Here is a 23,650-nt window from a genome sequence, read left to right on the forward strand (position 1 = left end):
CATGCCGGGCCACCTGTTGGCGACCCGATCGGATGCTGTTTCTGCGTTCCTACTGGAGCCGAACCGCCACGTCAAACAGCCACGTCCGGCGAATCTCGACCACATCATACTGGCGCGCGAGCGCCGGCGGGAACGGTCCATACGGCGCGTGACTGGCAATGATCTGGCGGATTGCCTCGTCCACTGCAGGCACGCCACTCGAGGTCACGAACGTCACCCGCTCCACCGAACCGTCGCTGCGCACGGCCACGGTCACGAGCGGCTGCCGGTGCGGCTGCCTGACGATATCGCGCACGGCGCTCAGGCTCATGTTCAGCTCGATCTTGCGGCCCATGGCTTCCGCGTACGCCACAAGGTCGGCATTGGCGTCGGCGCGGCCTAGCAGCCAGCCGCGACGCTGCCCGCCGGCGGCATCGCGCTGCGCGGCTTCCTGGTTCAATTGCCGGCCGATCGCGCGCAGGCGCTCTTCGCGCTGCGCTTCCTGCGCCGTTTGCACGGGCGCCGCTGGCGCTTGCGGCAACTGGGCCAGGCGAGCGGCTTCCTGCCTGAGCGTGTCCTGGCGGGCTGCTTCCTGGCGGGATGCTTCCTGGCGTGCTGCTTCCTGCCTGAGCACGTCCTGGCGGGCTGCTTCCTGTTGCGCCAGTCTCGCTTGCTCCTGCCGGGCCGCTTCGGCGCGCGCGGCATCTAGCCGTGCCTGCTCCTGGTGCGCTGCGTCACGTTTGGCCTGTTCCTGCCGGGCGGTTTCCGCGCGGGCAAGCTCACGCTGGGCCGCCGCATTGCGGTTCGCTTCTTCCAGGCGCTGTGCATGGGCACGTTCGGCGTCGCGTTGCGCTGCTTCGGCACTGGCCAGCGCTTCGCGGGCGGCTTGCTCGTTTACTTTCGCCTGTGCCTGTGCCTGTGCCTGCGCCTGCGCCTGTGCCGTCAGCTCGGCTAGCCGCTGCTGTTCCGCCGCGGCTGCCGCAGCGGCACGGGCAGTCTCGCGCTGGACAACCTGCTGGCGCACACTCTCTTGTGCGATTGCCGTGTCCCGTTTGTCGTCATCGAGCGCGATGATGCGTGCACCGGCTGAGTCGTCGTTGTGCGGCGTCGGCGCTGGCTGGGTCTTGGCAACCGGTGCTGGCTGCACTGCGGGCGCAGGCGCACTCGGTGCCGGTGCAACGGGCGGAGTCGGCTGGCGCATGACGACCGGCGCTGGTGCTGGTACTGCCATGTCGGGTACGGGTGGCGGTGTTGTTGGTACCGGCGCTGGTGCTGGCGCCCGCGCCAGCCTGACATTCAGTTCCGTCGCTGCCAGGCGCCGTTCTTCCCACGGCATGCGCAATCCTGGAAGCCCGAACACGTCGCCCTCGAGTGGAATGCTCAGCAGCAGAGCGTGGATCGCCAGGGATAGCAGCAGTGCCAGGCGCATTCGCCAGGAAAAGGTACGCGTGTCGGAAGGGGTTCTCACATTGTCAGGTCGGTCGGGGTCGGCGTGATGGTGGCAAGTTGCCAATGGTGCAAGATCAGCGGCGATGCTATCACACCGCTGACGCCGTCGCCATGCGTGCTGAACACGGGCGACCTGTGGCACTATCGTCGGTAACGCCACCGTCGTGCAGAGCAGTCGCCCGGCATCGACCACCAACAGCAAAGGACCGCCGTCCATGCCACAGATTTCCCACCTCGTCGGCGCCAGGACTTACCTGTTCGCCGATCTGCGCGACCTGCTGGCCAAGGCCACGCCCGCGCGCTCGGGCGACCATCTGGCCGGTATCGCCGCCGGCAGCGCCGAAGAGCGCGTTGCCGCGCAGATGGCGCTGGCCGACCTGCCCTTGAGCACCTTTCTGAATGACGCCGTCGTGCCGTACGAAACCGACGAAGTTACGCGCCTGATCATTGACAGCCATGACGCCGCAGCATTCGCGCCGATCCGCCACCTGACCGTGGGCAGTTTCCGGGAGTGGCTGCTGGGCGACGCTGTCGACGGGGCCATGCTGGCGCGCGTCGCCCCTGGCATCACGCCCGAGATGGCGGCGGCGGCATCGAAGATCATGCGCATCCAGGATCTGGTGCTGGTAGCGCGCAAGTGCCGCGTGATCACGCGCTTTCGCAACACGATCGGCCTGGCCGGCACGCTGTCGACGCGCCTGCAGCCGAACCATCCGCTCGACGACCTGTCCGGCATCGCGGCCAGCCTGTTCGACGGCCTGATGTACGGCAGCGGCGACGCGGTCATCGGCATCAATCCGGCCACCGACAATGTCGCGCAGGTCGTCAGGCTCGTCACGATGCTGGACGAGATCATCGGCCGCTACGACATCCCCACCCAGTCCTGCGTGCTGACACACGTGACCAACACCATCGAGGCAATCGGGCGCGGCGCGCCGGTCGACCTGGTATTCCAATCGATCGCCGGCACGCAAGCGGCCAACGCCAGCTTTGGCATCGACCTGGCGCTGCTCGGCGAAGCCCGCGCCGCTGCCCTGTCGCTGGCCCGCGGCACGGTGGGCAACAATGTCATGTATTTCGAGACCGGTCAGGGCAGCGCGCTGTCGGCCAATGCCAACCACGGCGTCGATCAGCAAACCTGCGAAGCCCGCGCGTACGCCGTGGCGCGCGCGTTCGAGCCGCTGCTGGTCAACACCGTGGTGGGCTTCATGGGGCCGGAATACCTGTACGACGGCAAGCAGATCATCCGCGCCGGCCTGGAAGACCACTTCTGCGCCAAGCTGCTCGGCCTGCCGATGGGCTGCGACGTCTGCTATACCAACCACGCCGAAGCCGACCAGGACGACATGGACGTGCTGCTGACGATGCTGGGCACGGCCGGCTGCACCTTCGTGATGGGCATTCCGGGCGGGGACGACATCATGCTCAATTATCAGACGACGTCGTTCCACGACGCGCTGTATGCGCGCCGCGCGCTCGGCCTGCAGCCGGCGCCCGAATTCGATGCGTGGTTGCGCGCAATGGGTATTTTCAAGGGCGCCGGCCAGGTTGAGCTGGGGCGGACCGTGCCCCCGGCATTCCAACGCGCGCTGCTGCAGTCATCCTGAGGTTGCCTTCATGTCCGATTCGATTGATGACCCCATTGCCGGCGCCGCACCGTGGCAAGCCTTGCGCCAATTCACCGACGCCCGCATTGCGCTGGGCTCTGCCGGCATCAGCCAGCCGACAGGCGCGCAGCTCGACTTTCAGCTCGCGCATGCGCGGGCGCGCGACGCCGTGCATCTTCCGCTCGACATTGATGCACTCAAGCCAGCATTGCAGGCAGCGTGGCCGCACGCCGGCCCGCCCCTCCTGCTGCACAGCGCGGCTGCGAATCGCAATGTCTATCTGCAGCGGCCGGATCTGGGGCGGCGGCTCGATGCGGCATCATGCGCGACCCTGGGCAGTGTCGACGTAGTGAACCGTCCCTGCGATCTGGCCATTGTCGTTGCCGATGGCCTGTCGTCGCACGCGATCGCGCAGAATGGCGCGCCCTTCCTGGCAGCGCTGCATCTGCAGCTGGCCGCCGAAGGGTGGACGCTGGGTCCCCTGGCGGTCGTCCAGCAAGGTCGCGTGGCCGTGGGCGACGAGGTCGGGGAAGGACTGGGGGCGAAGATGGTCGTCGTGCTGATCGGCGAACGGCCGGGCCTGAGCGCACCGGACAGCATGGGAATCTACTTGACGTGGGCCCCACGCATCGGATTGACGGACGAGCGCCGTAACTGCATCTCGAACGTCAGACCGGCGGGGCTGGGTTATACCCAGGCCGCCGCCAGGCTGCATTTTCTGCTCGAACAGGCGCGACTACGGCAGTTGAGCGGCGTGGCACTCAAGGACGAGACGACGCAGGATGGCGCGCTGCTGAGCGGCGGCGGGCCGGCATTCCTGCTGTGACTTTCCGACATGGATGCGACGTTCCGGAAACTACTGGGACTGCTGATCCTGGATGGCGCAGACGACCGTTTCCTGCTGAGTTAAACTAGCCAGGATGAATTTCCGCTCTCGGCCAACAGGGCACATTGCTTTACTCAATGAAATTCAATATTCGCTTACTTAGGAGAGTTTAATTGTCCGTCGAACAAAACCCAAATCCGGCCGGTACTGCCCCTCTGCAGCGGGAGCGGGTCTCGGGAGAGATAGCTTCTGCCACCCGCCGTTTTTGGACCTTCGTGGCCGATCAAATCGCTATATGGATAGGGTTGTTTGCTGTGCAGATCGCCTACGGCATGGCCTACGGGATATCTGCTCTTGAAGCGCTGGATGGCATCAAGTGGTGGGGTATTTGTATCGCTTTTTACGTTATTTACTACGTGTCCTTTGAGGTGATTTCTGGCAGGACACTTGGAAAATTTCTAGCCGGCACGCGCGTTGTGACCGATAAAGGACTAGCGCTTTCCGTACCCACGGCATTCGTACGCACGTTGTGTCGCTTCCTTCCTTTTGAGCCGATGTCCTTTTCACTAGGTGAAAGCTGGTGGCACGACTCGTTCAGCCGGACGCAGGTAGTGCGTTCGCGCAGCGCAACCTGATATTCCGCTCAAGCCGATGCCGCCTGGCAGCGCAGCTTTGCTGCAATTTGAATGGCCGCTTTTCAGAATCCTTGACTTTCGCTGCGGGACGACAACTGCCTGTCGAAACAGTCTGTGACTTTTTCAGCACGACAACCTGCTAAGGTGACCCAAACGGCCGAGTTCGGCAAAAAAGCCACAATCCCTTCATTGCCCAGAACTCTACGATGAACGTAAATTTGATTGCCGACATGAACTGGGAATCGAAGCTCGACCATGTGATGCGGGTTGTAGACTTCAACGAGCTAATCGATGCCAATTACGGGCCCGGCTTATCCCGACTCGTGCTTGTGGCCATTTGCCGCGACCCAGTCCATGAATATAAACACCGCGTGAGATTTTTGACCTCAACAAGAACACTTTACATCGACGTAATGCTGTAACTCTCTTTCTTCATAAAAGCGAAGCACAATGAACGCCGAAATACACTCTATGAACAAATTATGAATCAGGTTCGAACAGTGCTGGAAAAGCGGCGGATAAAGGACTTTGAGTCCCAACACTTCCTCCGGGACCTCGATAATCTTTTAACAGAGCAGCTTACTGGGGAACGTTCCTCCCGATTCGATTCGCTTTGCCTGGAACGCGCCACTGGCTTCTAGGCGAGGACGTTAGAAAGGATTCACATGGCAAAATTCTTGAATACGAGCGGGACCAATTATTTTCTTGAGGAGCTTATCAAGGACGCGAAAGATCGCGTGATTTTGATTAGCCCATTCCTGAAGCTCAACGACCGAATCAAGGAGCTATTAGTCGACAAGGACCGCCTCAAGATCGATGTGCGGATTGTGTACGGCAAAAGCGAGTTGCAGCCCGCGGAGATCGAGTGGCTGCGCAGCCTGGCTTATGTGCGAACGAGCTTCTGCAAAAACCTCCATGCCAAATGTTACTTGAGTGAAGAGCTGTGCATCATCACCAGCCTGAACCTGTATGAGTTCAGCCAGGTCAACAATAATGAAATGGGGATTCTCGTACGACGTTCGGAGGACACCCAGCTTTATAAGGATGCCTACGAAGAAGCGCAGCGCATCATCCGTATCAGCGATGAGGTGCGCATCTCGTTGGAAAGGGTACCGAACGCGCCGGAAGTTGCAGCCTCGGACGAAGATGGGGTGGAGGCTGGTAAGCTCACAACGTCCAAGCTTGGACAGAAACTTGGCCTGAAGACAGCGCAGGTGCTCGAGCGCGCGGCCATTGCCGGATACATCGAAGCAATGGACGACAACAAGTACAGTCTTACGACTAAGGGTGAACAGGCCGGCATCGAGTACGTCGCAAAGTCCCGGTTTGGTCCTTACTTCCTCTGGCCGATCGACGTTCAACTAAGCTAGAAAAATCAGTGTGCGCGAACATCCGAGATCGGCTAAAAGCGGATCTCTAACAAATTTAGTCGTGATGAACCGCGTGAAATTAACGCACTGCCAGATCTGTGAACGTGAACTCGACAACCCAGAAAATCCGCTGTCAACTGATTGCGGCGGAGGTTACTGGGGCTGCGTAGGCATGTTCGAAACAGAAATGGGACATCCAGAGTCACTAGCCCAAGTGCGTAAAGAATTGGCACTTGGGCTACGGCCCGGATAATCAGGGTCGGATGCAGCCGGTCGCCATCCCAATCCCTCGCTCTGCCGGCGGCATGACTTCAGTTGCCATGCCAGAGGCGATGTCGGTTGCAGCTACGTCGATATTCCCGTGGGCTAGTTGCCGCTATTCGCAAAATCAGCTAAGCGTGGGCCGGAACCGCATTACCTCGGGTGGCGTCTATTTTCCGCAAATCACACTTGTTGCAGACTGCGACTAGAGCCACCCTGTCACCAGATCAGGGTGCTGCCGCCCTCGCCCGCGCTGCATGCAGCTTCTTGTAGCTATCGATCAGGCGATGATGGCGATCGAGCCCTTCCAGCGCCATGCTGGTCGGCGTCAAGCCATGGAAGCGCACGCTGCCGTCCACCGAGCCGAGTACCGCGTCCATGCGCTCGTCGCCATACATGCGGCGGAAGTTGGCGACATAATCGTCCAGTTCCAGATCGTCGTCGAGCGAGACTTCCAGCACCACATTCATCGCTTGATAGAACAGGCGCCGTTCGACGGTGTTGTCGTTGTACTGCAAGAACGCACCGACCAGTTCATGGGCATCCTCGAGCTGGCCGAGCGCCAGGTGAATCAGCAGCTTGAGTTCGAGCACGGTCAGCTGACCCCACTCGGTATTCTCGTCAAACTCGATGCCGATCAGCGTGGCGATATCCGAGTACTCGTCGAGCTCACTGTTTTCCAGGCGATCGATCAGCGCTTCGAGACTGTCGTCGTCGAGGCGATGCAGATTCAGGATATCGCTGCGAAACAGCAGCGACTTGTTCGTGTTATCCCAGATCAGGTCTTCGACCGGATAGATTTCGGAGTAACCCGGCACCAGGATGCGGCACGCGGTCGCGCCAAGCTGGTCGTACACGGCCGTATAGACTTCCTTGCCCATGTCGGCCAGGATCGCCAGCAGCGTCGCCGCTTCTTCGGCATTGGCGTGTTCGCCCTGGCTCGAGAAATCCCATTCCACGAAATCGAAATCGGCTTTGGCGCTGAAGAAGCGCCACGACACGATGCCGCTCGAATCGATGAAGTGTTCGACGAAGTTATTCGGCTCGGTGACAGCATTGCTGGCAAAGGTCGGCTGCGGCAGATCGTTCAGGCCTTCGAAGCTGCGGCCTTGCAGGAGTTCGGTCAGGCTGCGCTCCAGCGCCACCTCGAAACTCGGGTGTGCGCCAAACGAGGCAAACACGCCACCCGTCTTCCGGTTCATCAGCGTCACGCACATGACGGGGTACGTACCGCCCATCGACGCGTCTTTGACCAGCACCGGAAAGCCCTGCTCTTCCAGCGCCGCGATGCCGGCCACGATGCCCGGGTATTTCGCGAGCACTTCCTGCGGCACGTCCGGCAGCGACAATTCGCCTTCCAGGATCTCGCGCTTGACGGCACGTTCGAAAATCTCGGACAGGCACTGCACCTGCGCTTCGGCCAGCGTGTTACCGGCGCTCATGCCATTGCTGACGTACAGATTCTCGATCAGATTGGTCGGAAAGTACACGACCTCATTGTCCGACTGGCGCACGTAAGGTAGTGCGCAAATGCCGCGCGCGGCATTGCCCGAATTGGTGTCGATCAGGTGCGAGCCACGCAGTTCGTCGTCCGGGTTGTAGATTTCGAGGCTGTACGCATCGAGAATCTCCGCTGGCAACGCGTCGTTTGGGCCCGGTTTGAACCACCGCTCGTTCGGATAATGGACAAACGGCGCATTGGCGATGTCTTCACCCCAGAACGCGCCGGCATAGAAGTGATTGCAATTGAGGCGCTCGATGTATTCGCCCAGTGCCGAGGCCAGTGCGCTTTCTTTTGTCGCGCCCTTGCCGTTGGTGAAGCACATTGGCGAATGGGCGTCGCGGATATGCAGCGACCACACGTTCGGCACGATATTGCGCCACGAGGCGATCTCGATCTTGATGCCCCAGTCAGCGAGCATGCCCGACATATTGGCGATGGTCTGTTCGAGCGGCAGGTCCTTGCCGGTGATGTAGGTACGCGAGTCGGTCGATGGCTGCAGGGTGAGCAAGGCCTGCGCATCGGCGTCGAGATTCTCGACTTCTTCGATGACAAATTCGGGGCCGGCCTGCACCACTTTCTTGACCGTGCAACGGTCGATCGAGCGCAGGATGCCCTGGCGGTCCTTGTCCGAGATATCGGCAGGCAGCTCGACCTGGATCTTGAAAATCTGCTGGTAACGGTTTTCCGGGTCGACGATATTATTCTGCGACAGGCGGATATTTTCGGTCGGGATGTTGCGCGTATCGCAGTACAGCTTGACGAAGTACGCCGCGCACAAGGCCGACGAGGCCAGGAAATAATCGAATGGACCCGGCGCCGACCCGTCACCCTTGTAGCGGATGGGTTGGTCGGCAATCACCGTGAAGTCATCGAATTTCGCCTCAAGGCGAAGTTTATCGAGAAAGTTGACCTTAATTTCCATCGCAGATTTCCTCAGTAACGCTCAAAATCGTTCAAAAACATAAAGCCCTGTAAAAACAGGGCTTTATTATTATGCAGACACTTGCAGCTGACCTGCCAGAAGCTGGCACCACGCAAGCAGCGCGTCATTCTAGCATTATTGCGGTGCCAGATCGCCGCTGGCAGGTGTGATTATCACGCGATCTGGCGACGGTTCCATGTGTCCGCAAAGTCGGCGCCGCCGCTAACGCTGGGTTTATGTTTTTGCAAATTTATGCGTTGGTTAGTTACATTTTCTCGAAGAATGGCGCCTCTCCCCTCGATCCGGCGAACATCCTCACAGCCGTTGCCCTGATCAGGTTTCGGCACGCTCAACGCTGCTGGCCCGAAAGCGCCTGCGGTAGTCGGACGGCGATGTGCGCAGGGTTGCCTTGAAATGCTGCCGAAGCGACAGCGCCGTGCCGAATCCGGATGCGTGCGCGACGCGCTCGATCGACAAGTCCCCTGCCTCGAGCAGCCGCTGGGCATGGATCAGTCTCTGGTTCTGCAACCACTGCTTGAATGAGGTGCCGGTCGCAAGGCGAAAATGCCGTGTGAAATTGCGCCGGCTCATGGCGGCACGTCGGGCCAGCATGTCAATGCTGTGATCCTCGTGCAAATGTTGACCGACCCACTCGAGCAACTGGGCGAACCGCCCTGCCCCAGCGTCGTCCTGCAACGGCCGCTCGATGAACTGCGCCTGCCCGCCATCACGGTGTGGCGCGACCAGGATGTGCTTTGCGACACGATTGGCGACCTCGGCACCACAAAGCCGCCGCAGCAGATGCAGACAGCAATCGAGGCCGGCGGCAACACCCGCCGAAGTCAGTATGTCGCCATCATCCACGTACAGCACATGCCGGTCCACGGCAAGTCGGGGATAGTGCTGCGCGAGCATGTCTGCCGCCTCCCAGTGCGTTGCCACGGTCCGTCCATCGAGCAGGCCCGCTTGTGCCAGCGGAAAGGCACCCAGGCACAAGCCGACGATGGTGGCGCCGCGCGCATGTCCGCGGCGCAAACTGTCAAGCAGGCTATCCGGTGCACTGCGCCCGCCTGCGTGCCAGGAAGGCATGACGATGATGTCAGCCTCATCGACTACCGAGAGATCGGCATCGATCGCGATCGCGAATCCGGCAGAGGTCGACAAGGTGCCCACCTGCGGTGCGCAGACAGTGATCTCGAACGACATCGCATCGGCGCCGGCGACGTGGCTGCCGAACACCAGGCAAGGCACCGACAGATGAAATGGCGTGATGCCCTCGAATGCGATGACGGCAACTTTTTGGTGGCGGACGACGGGGGCAAGAGCAGGCATGGCCCGATTGTATCGAAAGTTAGCCTTCGGGCCAATGTTCGGTGGTGGCCGTTGCGAGCACAATCGGTCTTCCGGGTTGCCCGACACGTGCACGATATTGTTGCTGGGCGCCTCATTTCAATGAAAGGAACATCACCATGAACAAACGTGCCGTTGTCGTCGTCGACCTCCAGAACGAGTATCTCCCTACCGGCAAGCTGGCGCTGGCCGGCATCCACGACGCATTGGACAATGCGGCGCGCGTGATCGCCGACGCGCGCACCAAAGGCGACCTGCTCATCCATATTCGCCACGAGTCCACGGACCCGGAGGCGCCCGTCTTCACGCCGGGAACGGATGCCGTCCAGATCCACGAAACCGTGGCGCCGGCGCAGGGCGAACTGGTCATCGTCAAGAACTTCCCGAATGCTTTCCTCAAAACCCGTCTCAAGGCACTGCTGGACGCCCACGGTATCGATGAGGTGACGATCATTGGCGCCATGAGTCATATGTGCATTGATGCGACGACCCGTGCAGCGTCCGACTTTGGGTACAAGACAACAGTCGTGCACGATGCATGCGCTACGCGCGACCTCGAGTTCGGCGGACAGACCGTGCCGGCCGCGCAGGTGCATGCCGCGTTCATGTCGGCACTGGCATTTGCCTACGCGTCGTTGGTGTCTGCCGACGACTACCTGGCGGGCTGACAAGCCGCTGATCCCTGACGGGCCGGCGCGAGCGTTCGGCTGTTGGTAGCCCGATGCCTTGCGCGGTGGCCTGTCCCGTCCCTGGCGCTCTCGCATTCGTTCACGCCCATCCGCATCCCGCTGACCACGCTCTCGTCCCGAAGCCGCTTCGGCGATACCAATCGACGTTGGTCACCAAGTTTCACTCCCCTCCCCTCTCGCATCCGACCGGTCCGGCACCGCTCGATCGCGCCGCCGACCTGCCCGTGCACAGGCACACCTCACGAAACAAAAATCGGCGACAGACCTTGCTTTCGAATGAAAGAATTTTCGCGAAATACGTTAACACAACGGAAATTCGAAAAAACGAAAGATGTTTTGTATTACACGGAATTTCGCTATAGACTTGGTGTCACAGCGACGGTTCGAGCAATGTCAAAGACTTTCGATATCTCTTAACCGAAACCTGTACGCTGAGGATTCACGCAATACGAAATAAAACGAAAGATAGAGACAAGTCGCATCAGCTGGTCTGCATTCCGGCTCGTGGAGGCAGTGATCGCAACTAGACAGCCTTTCCGTTTGCCAGCCATTGCCACGCTGCTCCAACAACTTATAAAGGAAGCGTTTCATGAATTCTCCTTCACAGTGCCGCTCGCGCGCCAATCGTCAGGATCGGTTTGTGCTCAATCCGCTCACGTCTGCCTGTCTGCTCGCGCTTGCCACACTCGCGACACCGGCCCGCGCTCAGGATGTCATCGCGGCCGATGCCGGCAAGCTGGAGCAAGTCGTCGTTACCGGCACCCGTGCCAGCCTTCAGCAGTCGCTGGAACTCAAGCGCAACGCCGCTGTCGTACAGGACAGCATCAGCGCGACGGAACTCGGGCGCTTCCCCGACAACAACGTGGCCGACTCACTCAGTCATATCACCGGCGTCTCGATTTCCCGCACGGCCGGCGGTGAAGGCCAGCGGGTCAGCATCCGCGGCCTGGGTCCTGACTACACGCTCACCACCTTCAACGGTCGTCTGCTGGGCACCGACAGCGCGGGCCGCTATTTCGCGTTCGATGTGCTGCCGGCCGATGTGATCAGCGGCGCCGACGTCGTCAAATCGACCCAGGCGCAGCTGGTCGAAGGTGCCATCGGCGGCCTGGTAAATCTGCGTTCGGCCAGCCCGTTTGACCAGAAAGGCCAGCGTGGCCTGGTGCGCGCCGAGGCTGACCACAACGACATGAGCAGCCTGAATGGCAAGAAGCTGTCCGCTACGTACAGCAATACCTTCGACAACAAGCTCGGCGTGCTGCTCGGTCTCGTGTATGCCAAGCGCGATGTGCGCACCGACACCGCCGGCAATGACGGGGGCTGGTCACGCAATCCGATCCCGAGCGACCCGAGCCAGTTCTGGGAATCCGGCAATACCTGGGGCGGCCCTATCGATCCGAACGGCAACGGCGTGCTCGACCCGAACGAAGAAGGACTGATCGGGCCTGGCCAGTTCCGCTTCGGCTCGATCATGGAGAAAAAGGAGCGCATTGCGCTCTCGGGCAAGGTGGAGTGGCGGCCCAGCAGCGACGTCAAGGTCATTTTTGACGGCTTCAAGACGCGGCTCGACTCACCCCAGGTGGGCTACCAGCTGTCGTACTACCCGCTATACGCCCCGGGCCGCTGGTCCGACGTCAAGGTCACGAACAATGTTGTGACGGACCTGACGTTGAACAGCAGCGACCCCGAGCTGCGCCTGAATCCCGAAGTGCTGAACAAGACCGAATACCGGGTCGTCGATACCGCGATGTACGGTACCCGGGCCGAATGGCGCATTTCCCCGACGCTGAACGTGGCCGGCGACGTCTATCTGTCCACCTCGAAGCGTGATTCCGGGGGCAAGGACAGCTACGTCGTACTGCGCATGAACCAGCCGAACGTGACGCGCATTCGGCTCAACGGCGGCGCCGTGCCCGATGTGACGACCACACTGGCCGATGGCCGCGACCTGCAGAGCGGCCTGGCCCAGGGCCTGTTCAGCGGCAAGGACTTCAACACCCACTTCTACAGCCGTGCGGGCGACAATATCGATGACCGCATCGGCGGCGCGACAGTCAATGCCGACTGGAAGGTGGACCGGTACAGCATCGACTACCTCAGGTTTGGCCTGAGCCAGACCAACCGCAAGAAATCGCGCGACATGATCAACAACGCGTTCAACTCGGGCCAGGATCACTATGCTGGCGAAAACGCGATCAACGTGGGCGCCCTGGGCGGCAACGTGATCAACCAGACCTTGAGCCCCAAGGGCTTTTTGTCGGGCGTGAACGGCAACTTCCCGCGCAGCTTCCTCGGCTTTGACGTCGACAGCTACGCGCAGGCACTGGCCGGCTATGACGGCAAGCCACGGCCGGGCGGCGGCGTCTACAGCTCGACCTTGTCGGCGCCGGCCTTCAACCCGCTGGAAAGCTATCGCGTCGAAGAAAAGACCTCGACCGCGTTCGTGCAGGCCGACCTGGCGGGCGAGCGCTGGTTTGCCGACGTCGGCGTGCGCTTCGTGCGCACCAAGACCAGCGCGCAAGCGTGGGATGCCAAGATCAACGAGATCGTGCAGAATGGCGCATTCAACTTCACGCCAATCTACGCCGACCCGTCGGTCGTGCGTCAGGATGCCACCTACAGCTTCGCCCTGCCGTCGGGTAACTTCACCTACTCGCTCACGGACAAGCTGCAACTGCGCGTTGGCGCGGCCAAGACGATGGCACGCCCGTCGGTCGACAAGCTCGCGCCGTCGAGCACCACGGCCAGCATCTCGTGGGGCGACTTCACGCAGATCTACGGCGGCAATGCCGATCTGAAGCCATACACGGCGCACCAGGCCGATGTGTCGCTGGAATGGTATTACGCCAAAGGCTCCGCGATGACCTTCGCCGTCTACCAGAAGAACATCAAGAACCAGATCACCAACCTCTGGCTGACTGGCCAGGACATCGGTGCGCCGGGCGGACGCCTGTTCAACGTGCAGCGCCCGATCAACGGCGACAGCGCCAAGGCGCGCGGCATGGAGATCGGCCTGCAGCACCTGTTCGCCAACGGCTTCGGCGTGCGTGCGCAATACACGCGCAACCTGTCGAGCAGCTGGGTCGCCGGCGTCGAACGCCCGCTCGAAGGCGTTGCGCCAGCGAGCGCGTCGCTTGGCGTTCTGTACGAACGCGGCCCCTGGAGCATGAGTACCACGGCTGACTTCACCGATTCCTTCGTCACTGCCTCCAACGTGATCGGTTCCGGCTTCAACGAAGTGACCAACTCGGTAACCTGGGTCACGGCCCAGCTGGCCTATGATGTGAACAAATCGCTGCGTATCAGCATCGAAGGCAACAACCTCACCGATGCCGAGCAGGCACCCCGCCTGACCAATGGCACCGTCAGCCTGCCCAACGGCTATTACCGTTACGGCCGCTCCGTGACCCTGGGCGCCAGCCTGCGATTCTGATGAAACAAGCGGCGCCATGGTACGTGGCGCCGCACAGCCCATCGCCAGCGCGGGCCGGTCTGGCAGTTCACCGGCCCGCAACACCGAGAACTGGAATCCTGATGCACACTTCTGTCTTTTCCCTTGCCGTCCTGCTCGCCGGGGCCATCCCTTTCTCCGCCTACGCTGCGGACGAGTCCAGCTACACGATGGCGGACTATGCCAGCGTTGCCAAGATCGACGCGCACCTTCACCTGCACAATGCGGCGCCGGCGTTCATGGAAGCGGCCCGGCGCCAGAACTTCAAGATCCTGTCGATCAATGTCGACTACCCCGATTTTCCACCGCTCGATGACCAGCAGCGCGTGGCCATCGCACTGAAGAAGCAATTCCCGCAGGACGTCGCATGGGCAGCGAGCTTCTCCGTCGATGGTTCCGCCCAACCTGCGTGGCTCGCCGCCACCCGCCACCGCATTGCCGCGTCGATGGAAGCCGGCGCCGTGGGCGTCAAGGTGTGGAAGAACATCGGCATGAGCCTGCGCGGTGCCGATAAAGAACTGGTGATGATCGACGATGCGCGCTTTGCGCCGCTGTTCGACGACCTGGCCCGCCAGGGCATCCCGTTGCTGGGCCACCAGGGCGAGCCGCACAACTGCTGGCTGCCGTTAAAACGCATGACGGTCAACAACGACCGCACCTACTTCAAGAACCACCCGCAATACCATATGTACCTGCACCCCGAAATGCCAAGCTGGGAAGCGCAGATGGCCGCGCGCGACCGCATGGTGGCGGCGCACCCGACGCTGCATTTCGTCGGCGTGCACCTCGCCTCGCTGGAGCGCAATGTGGACGAACTGGCCGCCTTCCTCGACCGGTTCCCCAACGCCGTCGTGGACGCGTCGGCGCGCATCGGCCAGTTGCAATACCAGAGCCAGCGCGACCGCGAAAAGGTGCGCAACTTCTTCATCAAGTACCAGGACCGCATCCTCTACGGCAGCGACATGGCGCAAGAGCCTGGCCAGGACGGCGCCGCACTGGGCCGCGAGGCCGAAGGCGTGTGGCGCATGCACTGGCGTTACTTCAATACGGCAGAGTCGTTCAAGGTCGCCGATCTGGACAAGCCCGTCCAGGGTCTGGCACTGCCGCGCGACGTCGTCGACAAAATTTACCGCACGAATGCCGAGCGCGCCTTCCCCGGTGCCTGGAAAGGTCAGCCATGACCGCGCGCCGTGCATTCCTGGGGTGGCTCGGCGCGGCGCCGCTGGCCACGCAGATTCCGCTGGCCCAGGCGGCCGACACTGCGGTCCTGGGCAAGGGCCATGTGCGCGTGCAGGACGCCGCCGTGTCACTCCAGTTCGACAAGCAGTTGCGTTGCCGTGTCGTCAGCCTGCTGGGCAAGCAGCCCGTCGCGCTGACCGGCTTCGACACCAGCGAACACGTGGTCATCGGCGGCAAGCCGCTTGGCCGCTTCACGTTGCAGAAGGCCGAGCCGGCCCCGGCCACGACGCCGTTTGGCACCGGACAGGCGCTGCACCTCGTCGGCCGCTCTGCGGAAGGCATCGAGAAGCGCGTCACCGTGACGCTGCTCGACGAGCATCCGGGCGTGGCGTTGCTGGACGTGCGCTACGTGAATACCGGCGCCAGGCCGCTGACGATCGACGCCTGGGTAAATGGCGCGCACCGCCTGGCTGCCGCGCCGCGCCATGCGGGCGGCTACTGGACCTATTCCGGCGCCAGCCACGCCGACCGGCGCGACTGGGTACAACCCGTCAAGCGCGGTTTCGAGCAAGGCAACTTTTTGGGCATGAACGCGTCGGATTATGGCGGCGGCACGCCGGTCGCGGATGTCTGGCGCCGCGACGCCGGCCTGGCCGTCGGTCACCTGGCGCTGCAGCCGCTGCTGGTGTCACTGCCTGTGAAGGCGGTCGGCAATGCGGTCGACATTTCGCTGCGCGGTGATGTCCCGCAGACGCTGGCCCCGGGCGCCACGTTTGCCACGCCGCCCACGTTCATCGCCGTGCACCGCGGCGACTTCTATGTGCCACTCGACCGCTACCGCCGCCTGATGGCCGCGCAGGGCCTCGCCGCCCCCGAGCCGCCGCAAAGCGCCTACGATGCGCAGTGGTGCGCCTGGGGCTACGAACGCGATTTTTCGCTCGACTATGTGCGCGCCACGCTGCCGAAGGTGCAAGAACTGGGGTTCAAGTGGGCCGTGCTGGACGACGGCTGGCAGGTCAAGACCGGCGACTGGACGCCTGACCTCGCCAAATTCCCGCGCGGGGGTGACGACATGAAGGCGCTGGTGGCCGACATTCACGCACGCGGCATGAAGGCGCGGCTGTGGATCGCGCCACTTGCCGTGGCCCCCGGCAGCGACGAGCTGCACGAGCATACCGACCTGCTGCTGCTCGACGAGACCGGCGCTGCCCAGGACGTAACCTGGTGGAACTGCTTCTACCTGTGCCCCGCCTACGACAAGACGCAGACGCGCCTGGCCGCGACGCTGCGCATGATCATTGCGGACTGGGGCTTCGACGGCCTCAAGGTCGATGGCCAGCACCTCAATGGCGTGGCACCATGCTTCAATCCCAAGCACCAGCACAAGCGCCCCGAGGAATCGGTCGAGACAGTTGCCGACTTCTACAAGGTCATGCACGACGTGGTGCATGCAGCCAATCCGGAAGCGGTGCTCGAAGTGTGCCCGTGCGGCACCAGCTATGCGTTCCACAACATGCCCTACATGGACCAGGCGCCATCATCCGACCCGCTGTCGAGCTGGCAGGTGCGCCACAAGGGCAAGACGCTCAAGGCGCTGATGGGTCCGTGGTCCGCCTACGCGGGCGACCACGTGGAACTGAGCACGGGCGGGCAGGATTTCGCCTCCAGCGTCGGCATCGGCGCGGTCGTGGCCACCAAGTTCACGTGGCCGGTCGACCCGAAACCCAAGGACTCCTTCCTGCTGACACCCGAGCGCGAAGCGCACTGGCGACAGTGGGTGGACCTGTACAACAAGGGGCGCCTGGCCGAAGGCCGTTATCGCGGTGAGATGTACGACCTGGGTTTCGACAAGCCGGAAACCCACGTCGTCGAGCAGGCCGGTGCATTGCACTACGCGTTCTACGCCGATCGCTGGGATGGCGTGGTCGCATTGCGTGGCCTCGGCCCGGGCACCTGGACGGTGCGCGACTCCCTCAGCGGTAGCGTGCTGGGCAAGGTGTCGGCCGACAAGCCAACGCTGCCTCTGCGATTTACCCACAGCCTGCTGGTCGAAGCGCGGCCCGACCTTCCCGACCAGCTGCCGGTCGCGTTTGCCAGCAGGGTGCCGGCCGTGGGCGCGGACGGCTTCCCGCACGCATCGCAATGGGCCGATGCACCCGCGACCTTCTTCCGCCACGACTGGCAAGGCAAGCCGCTTGCCGGGCCGCAATCGACCCGTGTCCAACTGTTGCGGGGTGCGGGCCACCTGTACCTGCGCTTCATCTGCAAGTACGAGACGCTCACCACCTTTGATCAGGCCGGCCCGGCGAGCGCCATCTGGCCCCTATGGGAGCGCGACGTCGTCGAGGTGTTCCTGCAGGCGCCCGATCGCGCCGGACTGAAAAGCTATCGCGAAATCCAGGTCGCGCCCAACGGACTGCTGCAGGAAATCGCGATCGAGGTGTCGGGCAAGCGGCGCATCGATGGCGGTAGCCGCGCCAGGGCGCATGTCGATGCGGGCAACAAGGTCTGGACGGCCGAGCTGGCCATTCCGATGCGGGGTGGAGACGGCGCCGGGGATGGCTGGCGCCTGAACCTGTTCCGCATTGAAGGCCCCGAAGCTGCCGGTGACAACCGCGTGCATTCGGCGTGGAGCCCGACCCGCACCCCCGCACCCGACTTCCACGTGCCAGGCGCGTTCGGCCGGCTGCTGATCGACGCATGATGGTGCAGCGCCTGCTTCCCCTGGCCCTGCTCGTCATGTTGTCGGCGCATGCCCATGCCGGGCAGTCGGCAGACCGCCCGTCAGGCAGCCCCGTCGAGACGACGTTCCAGGCGTCGGCCGACGAGATCGCCAATCCCGAGCGGGGCATGTACGTCTGGGCGGCCGACAACCTGGCGGCGTGGACGCAGGCGCAGGCCGATGCCCAGTTTGCGGCCGGCTACCGGATCGTCTACGCGCCGGTGCGGCTGGACGCGCATGCCGGCCACGCGCTGCCCGCGACGCTGCTTGCCGACTTGAGCAAAGGGTTTGCCGTTGCGCGCCGCGCGGGCCTGAAACTCATCCCGCGTTTCATGTACAACTTCCCGGCCGGCGAAACCGCTTACCGGACGGCGCAGGATGCACCGCTCCAGCGCGTGCTGGAACATATCGGTCAGCTCAAGCCGGTCCTGGCGGCCAATGCCGATGTCATCGCGTATCTGCAGGCGGGCTTTGTCGGGGCCTGGGGCGAATGGCATACCTCGTCAAACGACCTGACCCAGCCGGCGCGGCGCACGCAGATCCGCGATGCGCTGCTGGCCGCGCTGCCGCCCGACCGCTTCCTGCAAGTGCGCTATCCACCCTATCTGATGGCGTGGGCGCCGCAAACGCCGCGCTGGGGCGATGGGTCGGCTGCGTCACGCGTCGGCGTGCACAACGACTGCTTCCTGGCCTCGAACACGGATGTCGGCACCTACAGTGAAAACCCGGCGACCCGGCAGCGCGAGCGCGATTACGTGGCCGCGCTGTCGACGGCAGCGCCATTCGGCGCCGAAACCTGCAACCCTGCAGATGCAGTCAATCCGACGCCGCGCACGCACTGTGATGACATCCTGCGCGAAGGGCGGCGCTTCGGCCTGACGTACCTGAACGACAGTTACTATCGCGACCTGTTTCACAAACGCTGGCAGGCGCAGGGTTGCCTGGCGCAGGTCAAGCGCAGCATGGGTTACAGGTTCGAGTTGGCGACGCTGCGTCACAGTTCACGCATCGTGGCTGGCCAGTCGGGCGAGCTGGTGCTGACCGTGCGCAACGCCGGCTGGGCGCGCGCTTTCAACCCGCGAGGTGTGCAGATGGTGCTCCGACACCGCACCACCGGCCAGGTCGTGCGGCTGGCCCTGGCGTCGATCGATCCCCGTGCCTGGCTGCCGGGGCAGACCAGCACCGCCACCGCACGGGTTGCGATCCCGGGCGGCACGCCCACTGGCGCTTACGACATGCTGCTGGCATTGCCGGATGGCGCGGCGTCGCTGGCCGGCGATGCGCGCTACAGCGTGCGGCCTGCCAATGCCGATGATGCCGCTAAAGCGCAGGGATGGGATGCATCGCTGGGCGCGTTCCGTACCGGGACAACGTTGAACATTCTCTGACGTGCTGCCACGCCGTGCGCGCGTGGCCGGCTTACTCGGCGATCAGCAGTTCGATGCCGGCCTCGCGCAGGCCGTCCCGGTATTGCGGACTGATATCGCCGTCCGTGATGACGGTGTGAACGCGGTCGAGCTGCACGATACGGTGCAGGCTGATGAAACCGAACTTCGATGAGTCGGCGAGCACGATAACTTTCCTCGCACGCTCGACCATCTTGTGGTTCAGGCTCGCTTCTGCCTCGTGGTGGGTCGTCACGCCGAACTGCAGGTCGAGGCCATCGACGCCCAGGAACAGCTTGTCGAAACTGTAGGCCTGCAGGCAGGCTTCGGCCTGCAAGCCCTGGATCGACAGCGCCTGCTTGCGCAGCAGGCCGCCCGTCAGAATCAGGTCGACGCCCGCGGCATTGACCAGCTCCCACGCGATATTCAGGCCATTGGTCAGCACCGTCACGTTCTGCACATCGCGCAGGTGGCGCGCCAGCGACAGCGTCGTGGTGCCCGAATCGATGATGATGTTCTCGCCCGGCTTGACCAGGCGCGCCGCCAAAGCACCGATACGCTCTTTCTGCTCGTGATTGAGCGCGTCTTTTTGCGACACCGTGTGTTCGGTCGGCGGCATGCGTGCCAGCGTGGCGCCGCCGTGACTGCGGATGGCCAGGCCCTGCGCCTCGAGTGCACTCAGGTCGCTGCGGATCGTCACTGCCGAGACGTTGAGTTGCTTGACGAGTTCGCTGACCTGGACCGAGGCTTGTTCGGTAAGAGCTTTAAGAATGGTGTCGCGGCGCTGACCGGTTTGACCCATGATTGGATACGCAGATTTAATAAAAAAACAGCTTACCAGATTGGCGCACCGCCGGCACGCCATCTGCTTGACGGCGCGTCATTGCAGGCCTGCCAGGCGTTCGAGCGCTGCAGGGCTCAGCGGTATGCCCACCTGGTGCGCTGCGTACACGGCGGCGCCGAGCACGGGCGGCAGGCGCGGCGCGATCAAGCGATAGGCACCGGCACTGCTGGTAGCAAGCACGCGCGCAAACGGAGCGCGCAATGGCCCATCCTCGCCGAACAGCCCTCCCGAATACGACACCGTGACGTCGGTGCCTGGATCGACCCCGAGCTGGCCCCGCACCGCATCGACCAGCGCGGCCACCTCCAGCGCGGCCGACTCGAGAATTGCCGCTGCCTGCGCATCGCCCAGCGCCGCCGCTTCGGAGACGAGGCGCGACAGTGCGGCCACCTTGCTGCGCTCTCCTTTGAACTCGCCATAGACGACCTGGCACAGGTCGAGGTCGTCCTGCAGCGCTAACCGCGTGCGCAGCAACCCATGCAGCGGCCCACGCGGCGCGCGGCCATCGCTCATGCGCGAGAACAGCGCAAGTCCGGCCCGGGCGATCCAGTAGGCCGAGCCCTCGTCGCTGAACAACTCGCCCCACCCGCCGGCACGCGCGCCCTGCCCGCCGATGCGCCCATAGGCCATCGAGCCGGTGCCGGCGATGACGCTGATGCCGTCAGCACAGGCCAGCGAGCCGGCCCAGCTGCACACCATGTCGTTGTCGCACAGGTAGCGCCCGTGGCCCAGCACGGCGCGCGGCAGCGCATCCAGTTGCGCCTGCACGGCGCGGTCTTCGCCGTACGCCGGCAAGCCAAAGAACGCGAACGTGACGTCGTTCGCGGTGACGCCAGCTGCCGCAAACAACCCGGCGCAGCCGCGCGCCAGCACATCAGCCGCGCCATCGATGCCGACTTCGAGGTAGTACGCGCTGCTCTGCTCATTGCGCGCCAGAACCTGGCCCTGCCGGTCGATCAGCGCGAACGCCGTCTTGGTGCCGCCGCCGTCAACCCCGAGAAACATCGCTGTCCTCCGCCAGTGGATAAATGGTGACGCCCTGCACCACACGATTGACGGTGCCCGACACGCTCGGCGTATCCGGGCGCAAGCCCAGCGCCAGCGACTGCAGCAGTGCGAAGGCCTGGCAGAACACGATGTACGGTAGCGCCAGCGCCAGGTCCGGGGCCTGCCCGACCCCGTCCAGCGTGATGCAGGCGTCACCCAGAACCGGCTCATCGCGGCCGCTCAGCGCCAGCACGCGGCCGGCCCGGCCATCATTGCGCAGCTCGCGCAGCAGGTCGAGGTCATAGCGGCGGGCACGGGCATCGTTCGACAACAGCACGACGACCAGCGTGTCGGCATTGACGACCGTCTTCGGTCCATGGCGAAAACCCAGCGGCGAGTCGAACAGCGCGACAACTTGGCCATCGGTCAGTTCCAGCAGCTTGAGTGAGGCTTCACGGGCCAGCCCGCGCAGCGCATTGCTGCCAAGGTAGACCACGCGGCTAAACTTCTGGGCCACCAACCCGTCCAGCAGCGGCAGCATCGACGCCAGTACCTGCGCGGCCGCAGCCGACGGGCCGGCGGTGGCGCCCGGCGCCAGCACGCCGAACGCGCCCGCCGCAGCCAGCAGCATCGAGGTGAAGCTGGTAGTCATGGCGAACCCGCGGTCGTGCGTGGCGTCGGGCAGCAGGATCGCATACGCATTGGCGCGGCCCTGCGCCATCTGGCACAGAGCGCCGTCGGCATTGCAGGTGATGACCAGGTGGTAGATCTCGTCCACGACCCCGTCGGCCAGATCGACGGCAGCCACGCTTTCCGGGCTGTTACCCGAGCGGCCGAACGACACCAGCAGCGTCGGCACCTTCGGCTGCAGGAACTGGCGCGGGCCCGACACCAGGTCGGTGGTGGGCACGGCGTCTGCGCGCCAGCCGCCACCCAGCAACGCCGGCGCCAGGCATTCGCCGATGAAGGCCGAGGTGCCGGCGCCCGTCAGCACGATGCGCAGGTCGGGCTTCGCGAGCAAGGGCCCCAGGAACGCGTCGAGCGCGCTGCGCTGATGGGCGACCAGTGCCTCGATCTCGGGCCAGATGGCCGATTGCTGCGCGATTTCTCGCGCGGTAGCGCCGGCGCCGGCGGCATCGAGCCGCTCCGTACCAATGCCCAGAATATTCCTGTCAGCGACTAACATGCTTCCAACTCCTTCGTTGCGGCGCCTGCCATGCAGGCCGCCATGTATTGGCGCAGCACCCTGGCCACGCCCTCTTTGAGCAGATCGACCGGCTGATTGTTCAGCCGCCCCTCACGCACGGCGTCGTATTGGAACGGCAGGTACTGACTCAGCAGCGTGAGCGGCGGCGGCGTGCGCTCCAGGCTGGCCAGCAGGCGCGCCTGCGCGGCCTGAATAGCCGGATGCGGCCAGTAGTAGCGAATCCTGTCACTCAGGCTGTATTGCTGGTCGAAGCGGGCGCGGCGCGGCTCGTTGTCGTAGTACTTTTGCCACTGCGCCGGCTCGGCGCGCATCACCTCCAGCACCGTGTCCTTGAACCCGGAACCCTTGCCATCACTCGCCATCGCGGCCTCGATATCGGCCAGCGCCCACAGCGTTTCACGCAGCGCGAACGTCGCGCCGGGGCCCACCTTGAGGATCGCAAAATGGCCGGCGACGAGCGCCGCCAGATTGGCCGCCGTCTGGTAGTCGGTCGAATGGGCCTCGTAGACCAGCGTGGGCACGTCTTCGATCATGCGGCCGAGGTCCACGGCGCGCTCGGGCCGGAAATCAATCACCTTGTGATGGTCGAATTCGACGCCCGGCTGCACCACGAGGCCAACCACGCGCGGCCACGCCGCATCCAGTCCGGCAGCAGCGAACGCAGCGCGGTGCGCAGCGATCGTCTGCGTCGCCGCGGCGGGCGTCGTGACGCTCAGTTCGGCCAGGTCTTCATGGGCGCCGCCGGGCACCGGCACTTCGGTGCCCACCACATACACGGGCGCTTCGCCGCTGGCCGCCTGCCAGGCCCGCTCGGCGACGGCGCACAGCCGCGCAGCGCGCGCGGCCACCACGTCATCCTGCAGCGGCACCGGGTCGCCAACGCACGACATCGAGCAATCCAGGTGGATCTTGCGAAAGCCCGCCGTGACGTATTGGTCGATCAGCACCTCGGCCTTCGCCATGGCCGCATCCGCGTGCTCGCCCTGCCAGGCATTGGGGCCCAGATGGTCGCCACCCAGCAGCACGCGCTCGCGTGCCAGGCCGACGCGGTCGGCGATGGCGAAGACGAAATCACGGAATGCGCCTGGGGTCATGCCGGTGTAGCCGCCATCCTGGTTCACCTGATTCGACGTGGCTTCGATCAGCACCGGCTGCGCCGGCCCTGCCGCCAGTGTCACTTCCATCGCAGCCTCGAGCACGATCGGATGCGCCGAGCACACCGCGTGGATCCCGACTGCTTCGCCGGCCTTGTGACGGCGCACCAGATTCAACATGTAGTCCAT

The 23,650-nt window shown here is 63.6% G+C and carries 16 protein-coding genes and 1 pseudogene; 10 read left to right on the forward strand and 7 right to left on the reverse strand.

What is annotated here, in order from left to right; translation table 11 throughout:
* Nucleotides 1-49 precede the first annotated feature (49 nt).
* Nucleotides 50-1,408 carry a TonB C-terminal domain-containing protein gene (locus AC56LV_RS06675; RefSeq protein ID WP_499556595.1) on the reverse strand — a complete coding sequence of 453 codons (1,359 nt, stop codon included), beginning with the start codon at nt 1,406-1,408 and terminating at the stop codon, nt 50-52.
* 235 nt (nt 1,409-1,643) lie between these two features.
* On the opposite strand from AC56LV_RS06675, the gene AC56LV_RS06680 reads away from it, so the two are divergent.
* From AC56LV_RS06680 to AC56LV_RS06700, 5 genes and pseudogenes are all read left to right on the forward strand, one after another.
* Nucleotides 1,644-3,035 carry an ethanolamine ammonia-lyase subunit EutB gene (locus tag AC56LV_RS06680; RefSeq protein WP_499556596.1) on the forward strand — a complete coding sequence of 464 codons (1,392 nt, stop codon included), beginning with the start codon at nt 1,644-1,646 and terminating at the stop codon, nt 3,033-3,035.
* A gap of 10 nt (nt 3,036-3,045) precedes the next feature.
* A complete protein-coding gene (gene eutC, locus AC56LV_RS06685; RefSeq protein ID WP_499556597.1) occupies nt 3,046-3,861 on the forward strand; it encodes an ethanolamine ammonia-lyase subunit EutC in 816 nt (271 codons plus the stop codon).
* A 173-nt stretch (nt 3,862-4,034) separates the two neighbouring features.
* Nucleotides 4,035-4,496 (forward strand): RDD family protein, encoded by a 462-nt coding sequence (locus tag AC56LV_RS06690; RefSeq protein ID WP_499556598.1) that lies wholly within the window; start codon nt 4,035-4,037, stop codon nt 4,494-4,496.
* A 206-nt stretch (nt 4,497-4,702) separates the two neighbouring features.
* Nucleotides 4,703-5,137: pseudogene (locus AC56LV_RS06695) on the forward strand (Imm44 family immunity protein).
* Nucleotides 5,138-5,161: 24 nt separating this feature from the next.
* Complete coding sequence (locus AC56LV_RS06700; RefSeq protein ID WP_499556599.1) at nt 5,162-5,866, forward strand: phospholipase D family protein; 705 nt, start codon at nt 5,162-5,164, stop codon at nt 5,864-5,866.
* 488 nt (nt 5,867-6,354) lie between these two features.
* On the opposite strand, the gene AC56LV_RS06705 is transcribed toward AC56LV_RS06700, so the two are convergent.
* Both AC56LV_RS06705 and AC56LV_RS06710 read right to left on the reverse strand, forming a co-directional pair.
* Nucleotides 6,355-8,553: an OsmC domain/YcaO domain-containing protein gene (locus AC56LV_RS06705; RefSeq protein WP_499556600.1), complete on the reverse strand. Its 2,199-nt coding sequence runs from the start codon at nt 8,551-8,553 to the stop codon at nt 6,355-6,357.
* A 333-nt stretch (nt 8,554-8,886) separates the two neighbouring features.
* Nucleotides 8,887-9,885, reverse strand: a complete 999-nt coding sequence (locus AC56LV_RS06710; protein ID WP_499556601.1) for a GlxA family transcriptional regulator — start codon at nt 9,883-9,885, stop codon at nt 8,887-8,889.
* A 137-nt stretch (nt 9,886-10,022) separates the two neighbouring features.
* Between AC56LV_RS06710 and AC56LV_RS06715 the strand changes: the two genes are divergently transcribed.
* The 5 genes from AC56LV_RS06715 (at nt 10,023) to AC56LV_RS06735 (ending at nt 19,332) form a co-directional block, all read left to right on the forward strand.
* Nucleotides 10,023-10,571 carry a cysteine hydrolase family protein gene (locus AC56LV_RS06715; protein ID WP_499556602.1) on the forward strand — a complete coding sequence of 183 codons (549 nt, stop codon included), beginning with the start codon at nt 10,023-10,025 and terminating at the stop codon, nt 10,569-10,571.
* A gap of 610 nt (nt 10,572-11,181) precedes the next feature.
* Nucleotides 11,182-14,025 (forward strand): TonB-dependent receptor, encoded by a 2,844-nt coding sequence (locus AC56LV_RS06720; protein WP_499556603.1) that lies wholly within the window; start codon nt 11,182-11,184, stop codon nt 14,023-14,025.
* Nucleotides 14,026-14,126: 101 nt separating this feature from the next.
* Complete coding sequence (locus AC56LV_RS06725) at nt 14,127-15,224, forward strand: amidohydrolase family protein (RefSeq protein ID WP_499556604.1); 1,098 nt, start codon at nt 14,127-14,129, stop codon at nt 15,222-15,224.
* On the forward strand, nt 15,221-17,926 hold the full coding sequence (locus AC56LV_RS06730) for an alpha-galactosidase (RefSeq protein WP_499556605.1): 2,706 nt from the start codon (nt 15,221-15,223) through the stop codon (nt 17,924-17,926). The genes AC56LV_RS06725 and AC56LV_RS06730 overlap by 4 nt, the downstream gene beginning before the upstream one ends.
* On the forward strand, nt 17,923-19,332 hold the full coding sequence (locus tag AC56LV_RS06735) for a DUF4832 domain-containing protein (RefSeq protein ID WP_499556606.1): 1,410 nt from the start codon (nt 17,923-17,925) through the stop codon (nt 19,330-19,332). The genes AC56LV_RS06730 and AC56LV_RS06735 overlap by 4 nt, the downstream gene beginning before the upstream one ends.
* A 31-nt stretch (nt 19,333-19,363) precedes the next feature.
* Here AC56LV_RS06735 and agaR read toward each other — a convergent pair whose 3' ends face one another.
* The 4 genes from agaR to AC56LV_RS06755 form a co-directional block, all read right to left on the reverse strand.
* Nucleotides 19,364-20,131: a transcriptional repressor AgaR gene (gene agaR / locus AC56LV_RS06740; protein ID WP_183552891.1), complete on the reverse strand. Its 768-nt coding sequence runs from the start codon at nt 20,129-20,131 to the stop codon at nt 19,364-19,366.
* 78 nt (nt 20,132-20,209) lie between these two features.
* Nucleotides 20,210-21,178, reverse strand: a complete 969-nt coding sequence (locus AC56LV_RS06745) for an N-acetylglucosamine kinase (protein ID WP_499556607.1) — start codon at nt 21,176-21,178, stop codon at nt 20,210-20,212.
* Nucleotides 21,162-22,346 (reverse strand): SIS domain-containing protein, encoded by a 1,185-nt coding sequence (locus AC56LV_RS06750; protein WP_499556608.1) that lies wholly within the window; start codon nt 22,344-22,346, stop codon nt 21,162-21,164. Before AC56LV_RS06750 ends, AC56LV_RS06745 begins: the two co-directional genes overlap by 17 nt.
* Nucleotides 22,340-23,650: a D-tagatose-bisphosphate aldolase, class II, non-catalytic subunit gene (locus AC56LV_RS06755; RefSeq protein ID WP_499556609.1), complete on the reverse strand. Its 1,311-nt coding sequence runs from the start codon at nt 23,648-23,650 to the stop codon at nt 22,340-22,342. Before AC56LV_RS06755 ends, AC56LV_RS06750 begins: the two co-directional genes overlap by 7 nt.

Source organism: Telluria sp. RB2R28 (assembly GCF_059685835.1).

Bases quoted from the DNA above. Each gene is read 5' to 3' on its own strand.
- AC56LV_RS06675 (WP_499556595.1), bottom strand. From the start codon at position 1,408: ATGCGCCTGGCACTGCTGCTATCCCTGGCGATCCACGCTCTGCTGCTG.
- AC56LV_RS06680 (WP_499556596.1), top strand. From the start codon at position 1,644: ATGCCACAGATTTCCCACCTCGTCGGCGCCAGGACTTACCTGTTCGCC.
- eutC (WP_499556597.1), top strand. From the start codon at position 3,046: ATGTCCGATTCGATTGATGACCCCATTGCCGGCGCCGCACCGTGGCAA.
- AC56LV_RS06700 (WP_499556599.1), top strand. From the start codon at position 5,162: ATGGCAAAATTCTTGAATACGAGCGGGACCAATTATTTTCTTGAGGAG.
- AC56LV_RS06705 (WP_499556600.1), bottom strand. From the start codon at position 8,553: ATGGAAATTAAGGTCAACTTTCTCGATAAACTTCGCCTTGAGGCGAAA.
- AC56LV_RS06710 (WP_499556601.1), bottom strand. From the start codon at position 9,885: ATGCCTGCTCTTGCCCCCGTCGTCCGCCACCAAAAAGTTGCCGTCATC.
- AC56LV_RS06715 (WP_499556602.1), top strand. From the start codon at position 10,023: ATGAACAAACGTGCCGTTGTCGTCGTCGACCTCCAGAACGAGTATCTC.
- AC56LV_RS06720 (WP_499556603.1), top strand. From the start codon at position 11,182: ATGAATTCTCCTTCACAGTGCCGCTCGCGCGCCAATCGTCAGGATCGG.
- AC56LV_RS06725 (WP_499556604.1), top strand. From the start codon at position 14,127: ATGCACACTTCTGTCTTTTCCCTTGCCGTCCTGCTCGCCGGGGCCATC.
- AC56LV_RS06730 (WP_499556605.1), top strand. From the start codon at position 15,221: ATGACCGCGCGCCGTGCATTCCTGGGGTGGCTCGGCGCGGCGCCGCTG.
- AC56LV_RS06735 (WP_499556606.1), top strand. From the start codon at position 17,923: ATGATGGTGCAGCGCCTGCTTCCCCTGGCCCTGCTCGTCATGTTGTCG.
- agaR (WP_183552891.1), bottom strand. From the start codon at position 20,131: ATGGGTCAAACCGGTCAGCGCCGCGACACCATTCTTAAAGCTCTTACC.
- AC56LV_RS06745 (WP_499556607.1), bottom strand. From the start codon at position 21,178: ATGTTTCTCGGGGTTGACGGCGGCGGCACCAAGACGGCGTTCGCGCTG.
- AC56LV_RS06750 (WP_499556608.1), bottom strand. From the start codon at position 22,346: ATGTTAGTCGCTGACAGGAATATTCTGGGCATTGGTACGGAGCGGCTC.
- AC56LV_RS06755 (WP_499556609.1), bottom strand. From the start codon at position 23,650: ATGGACTACATGTTGAATCTGGTGCGCCGTCACAAGGCCGGCGAAGCA.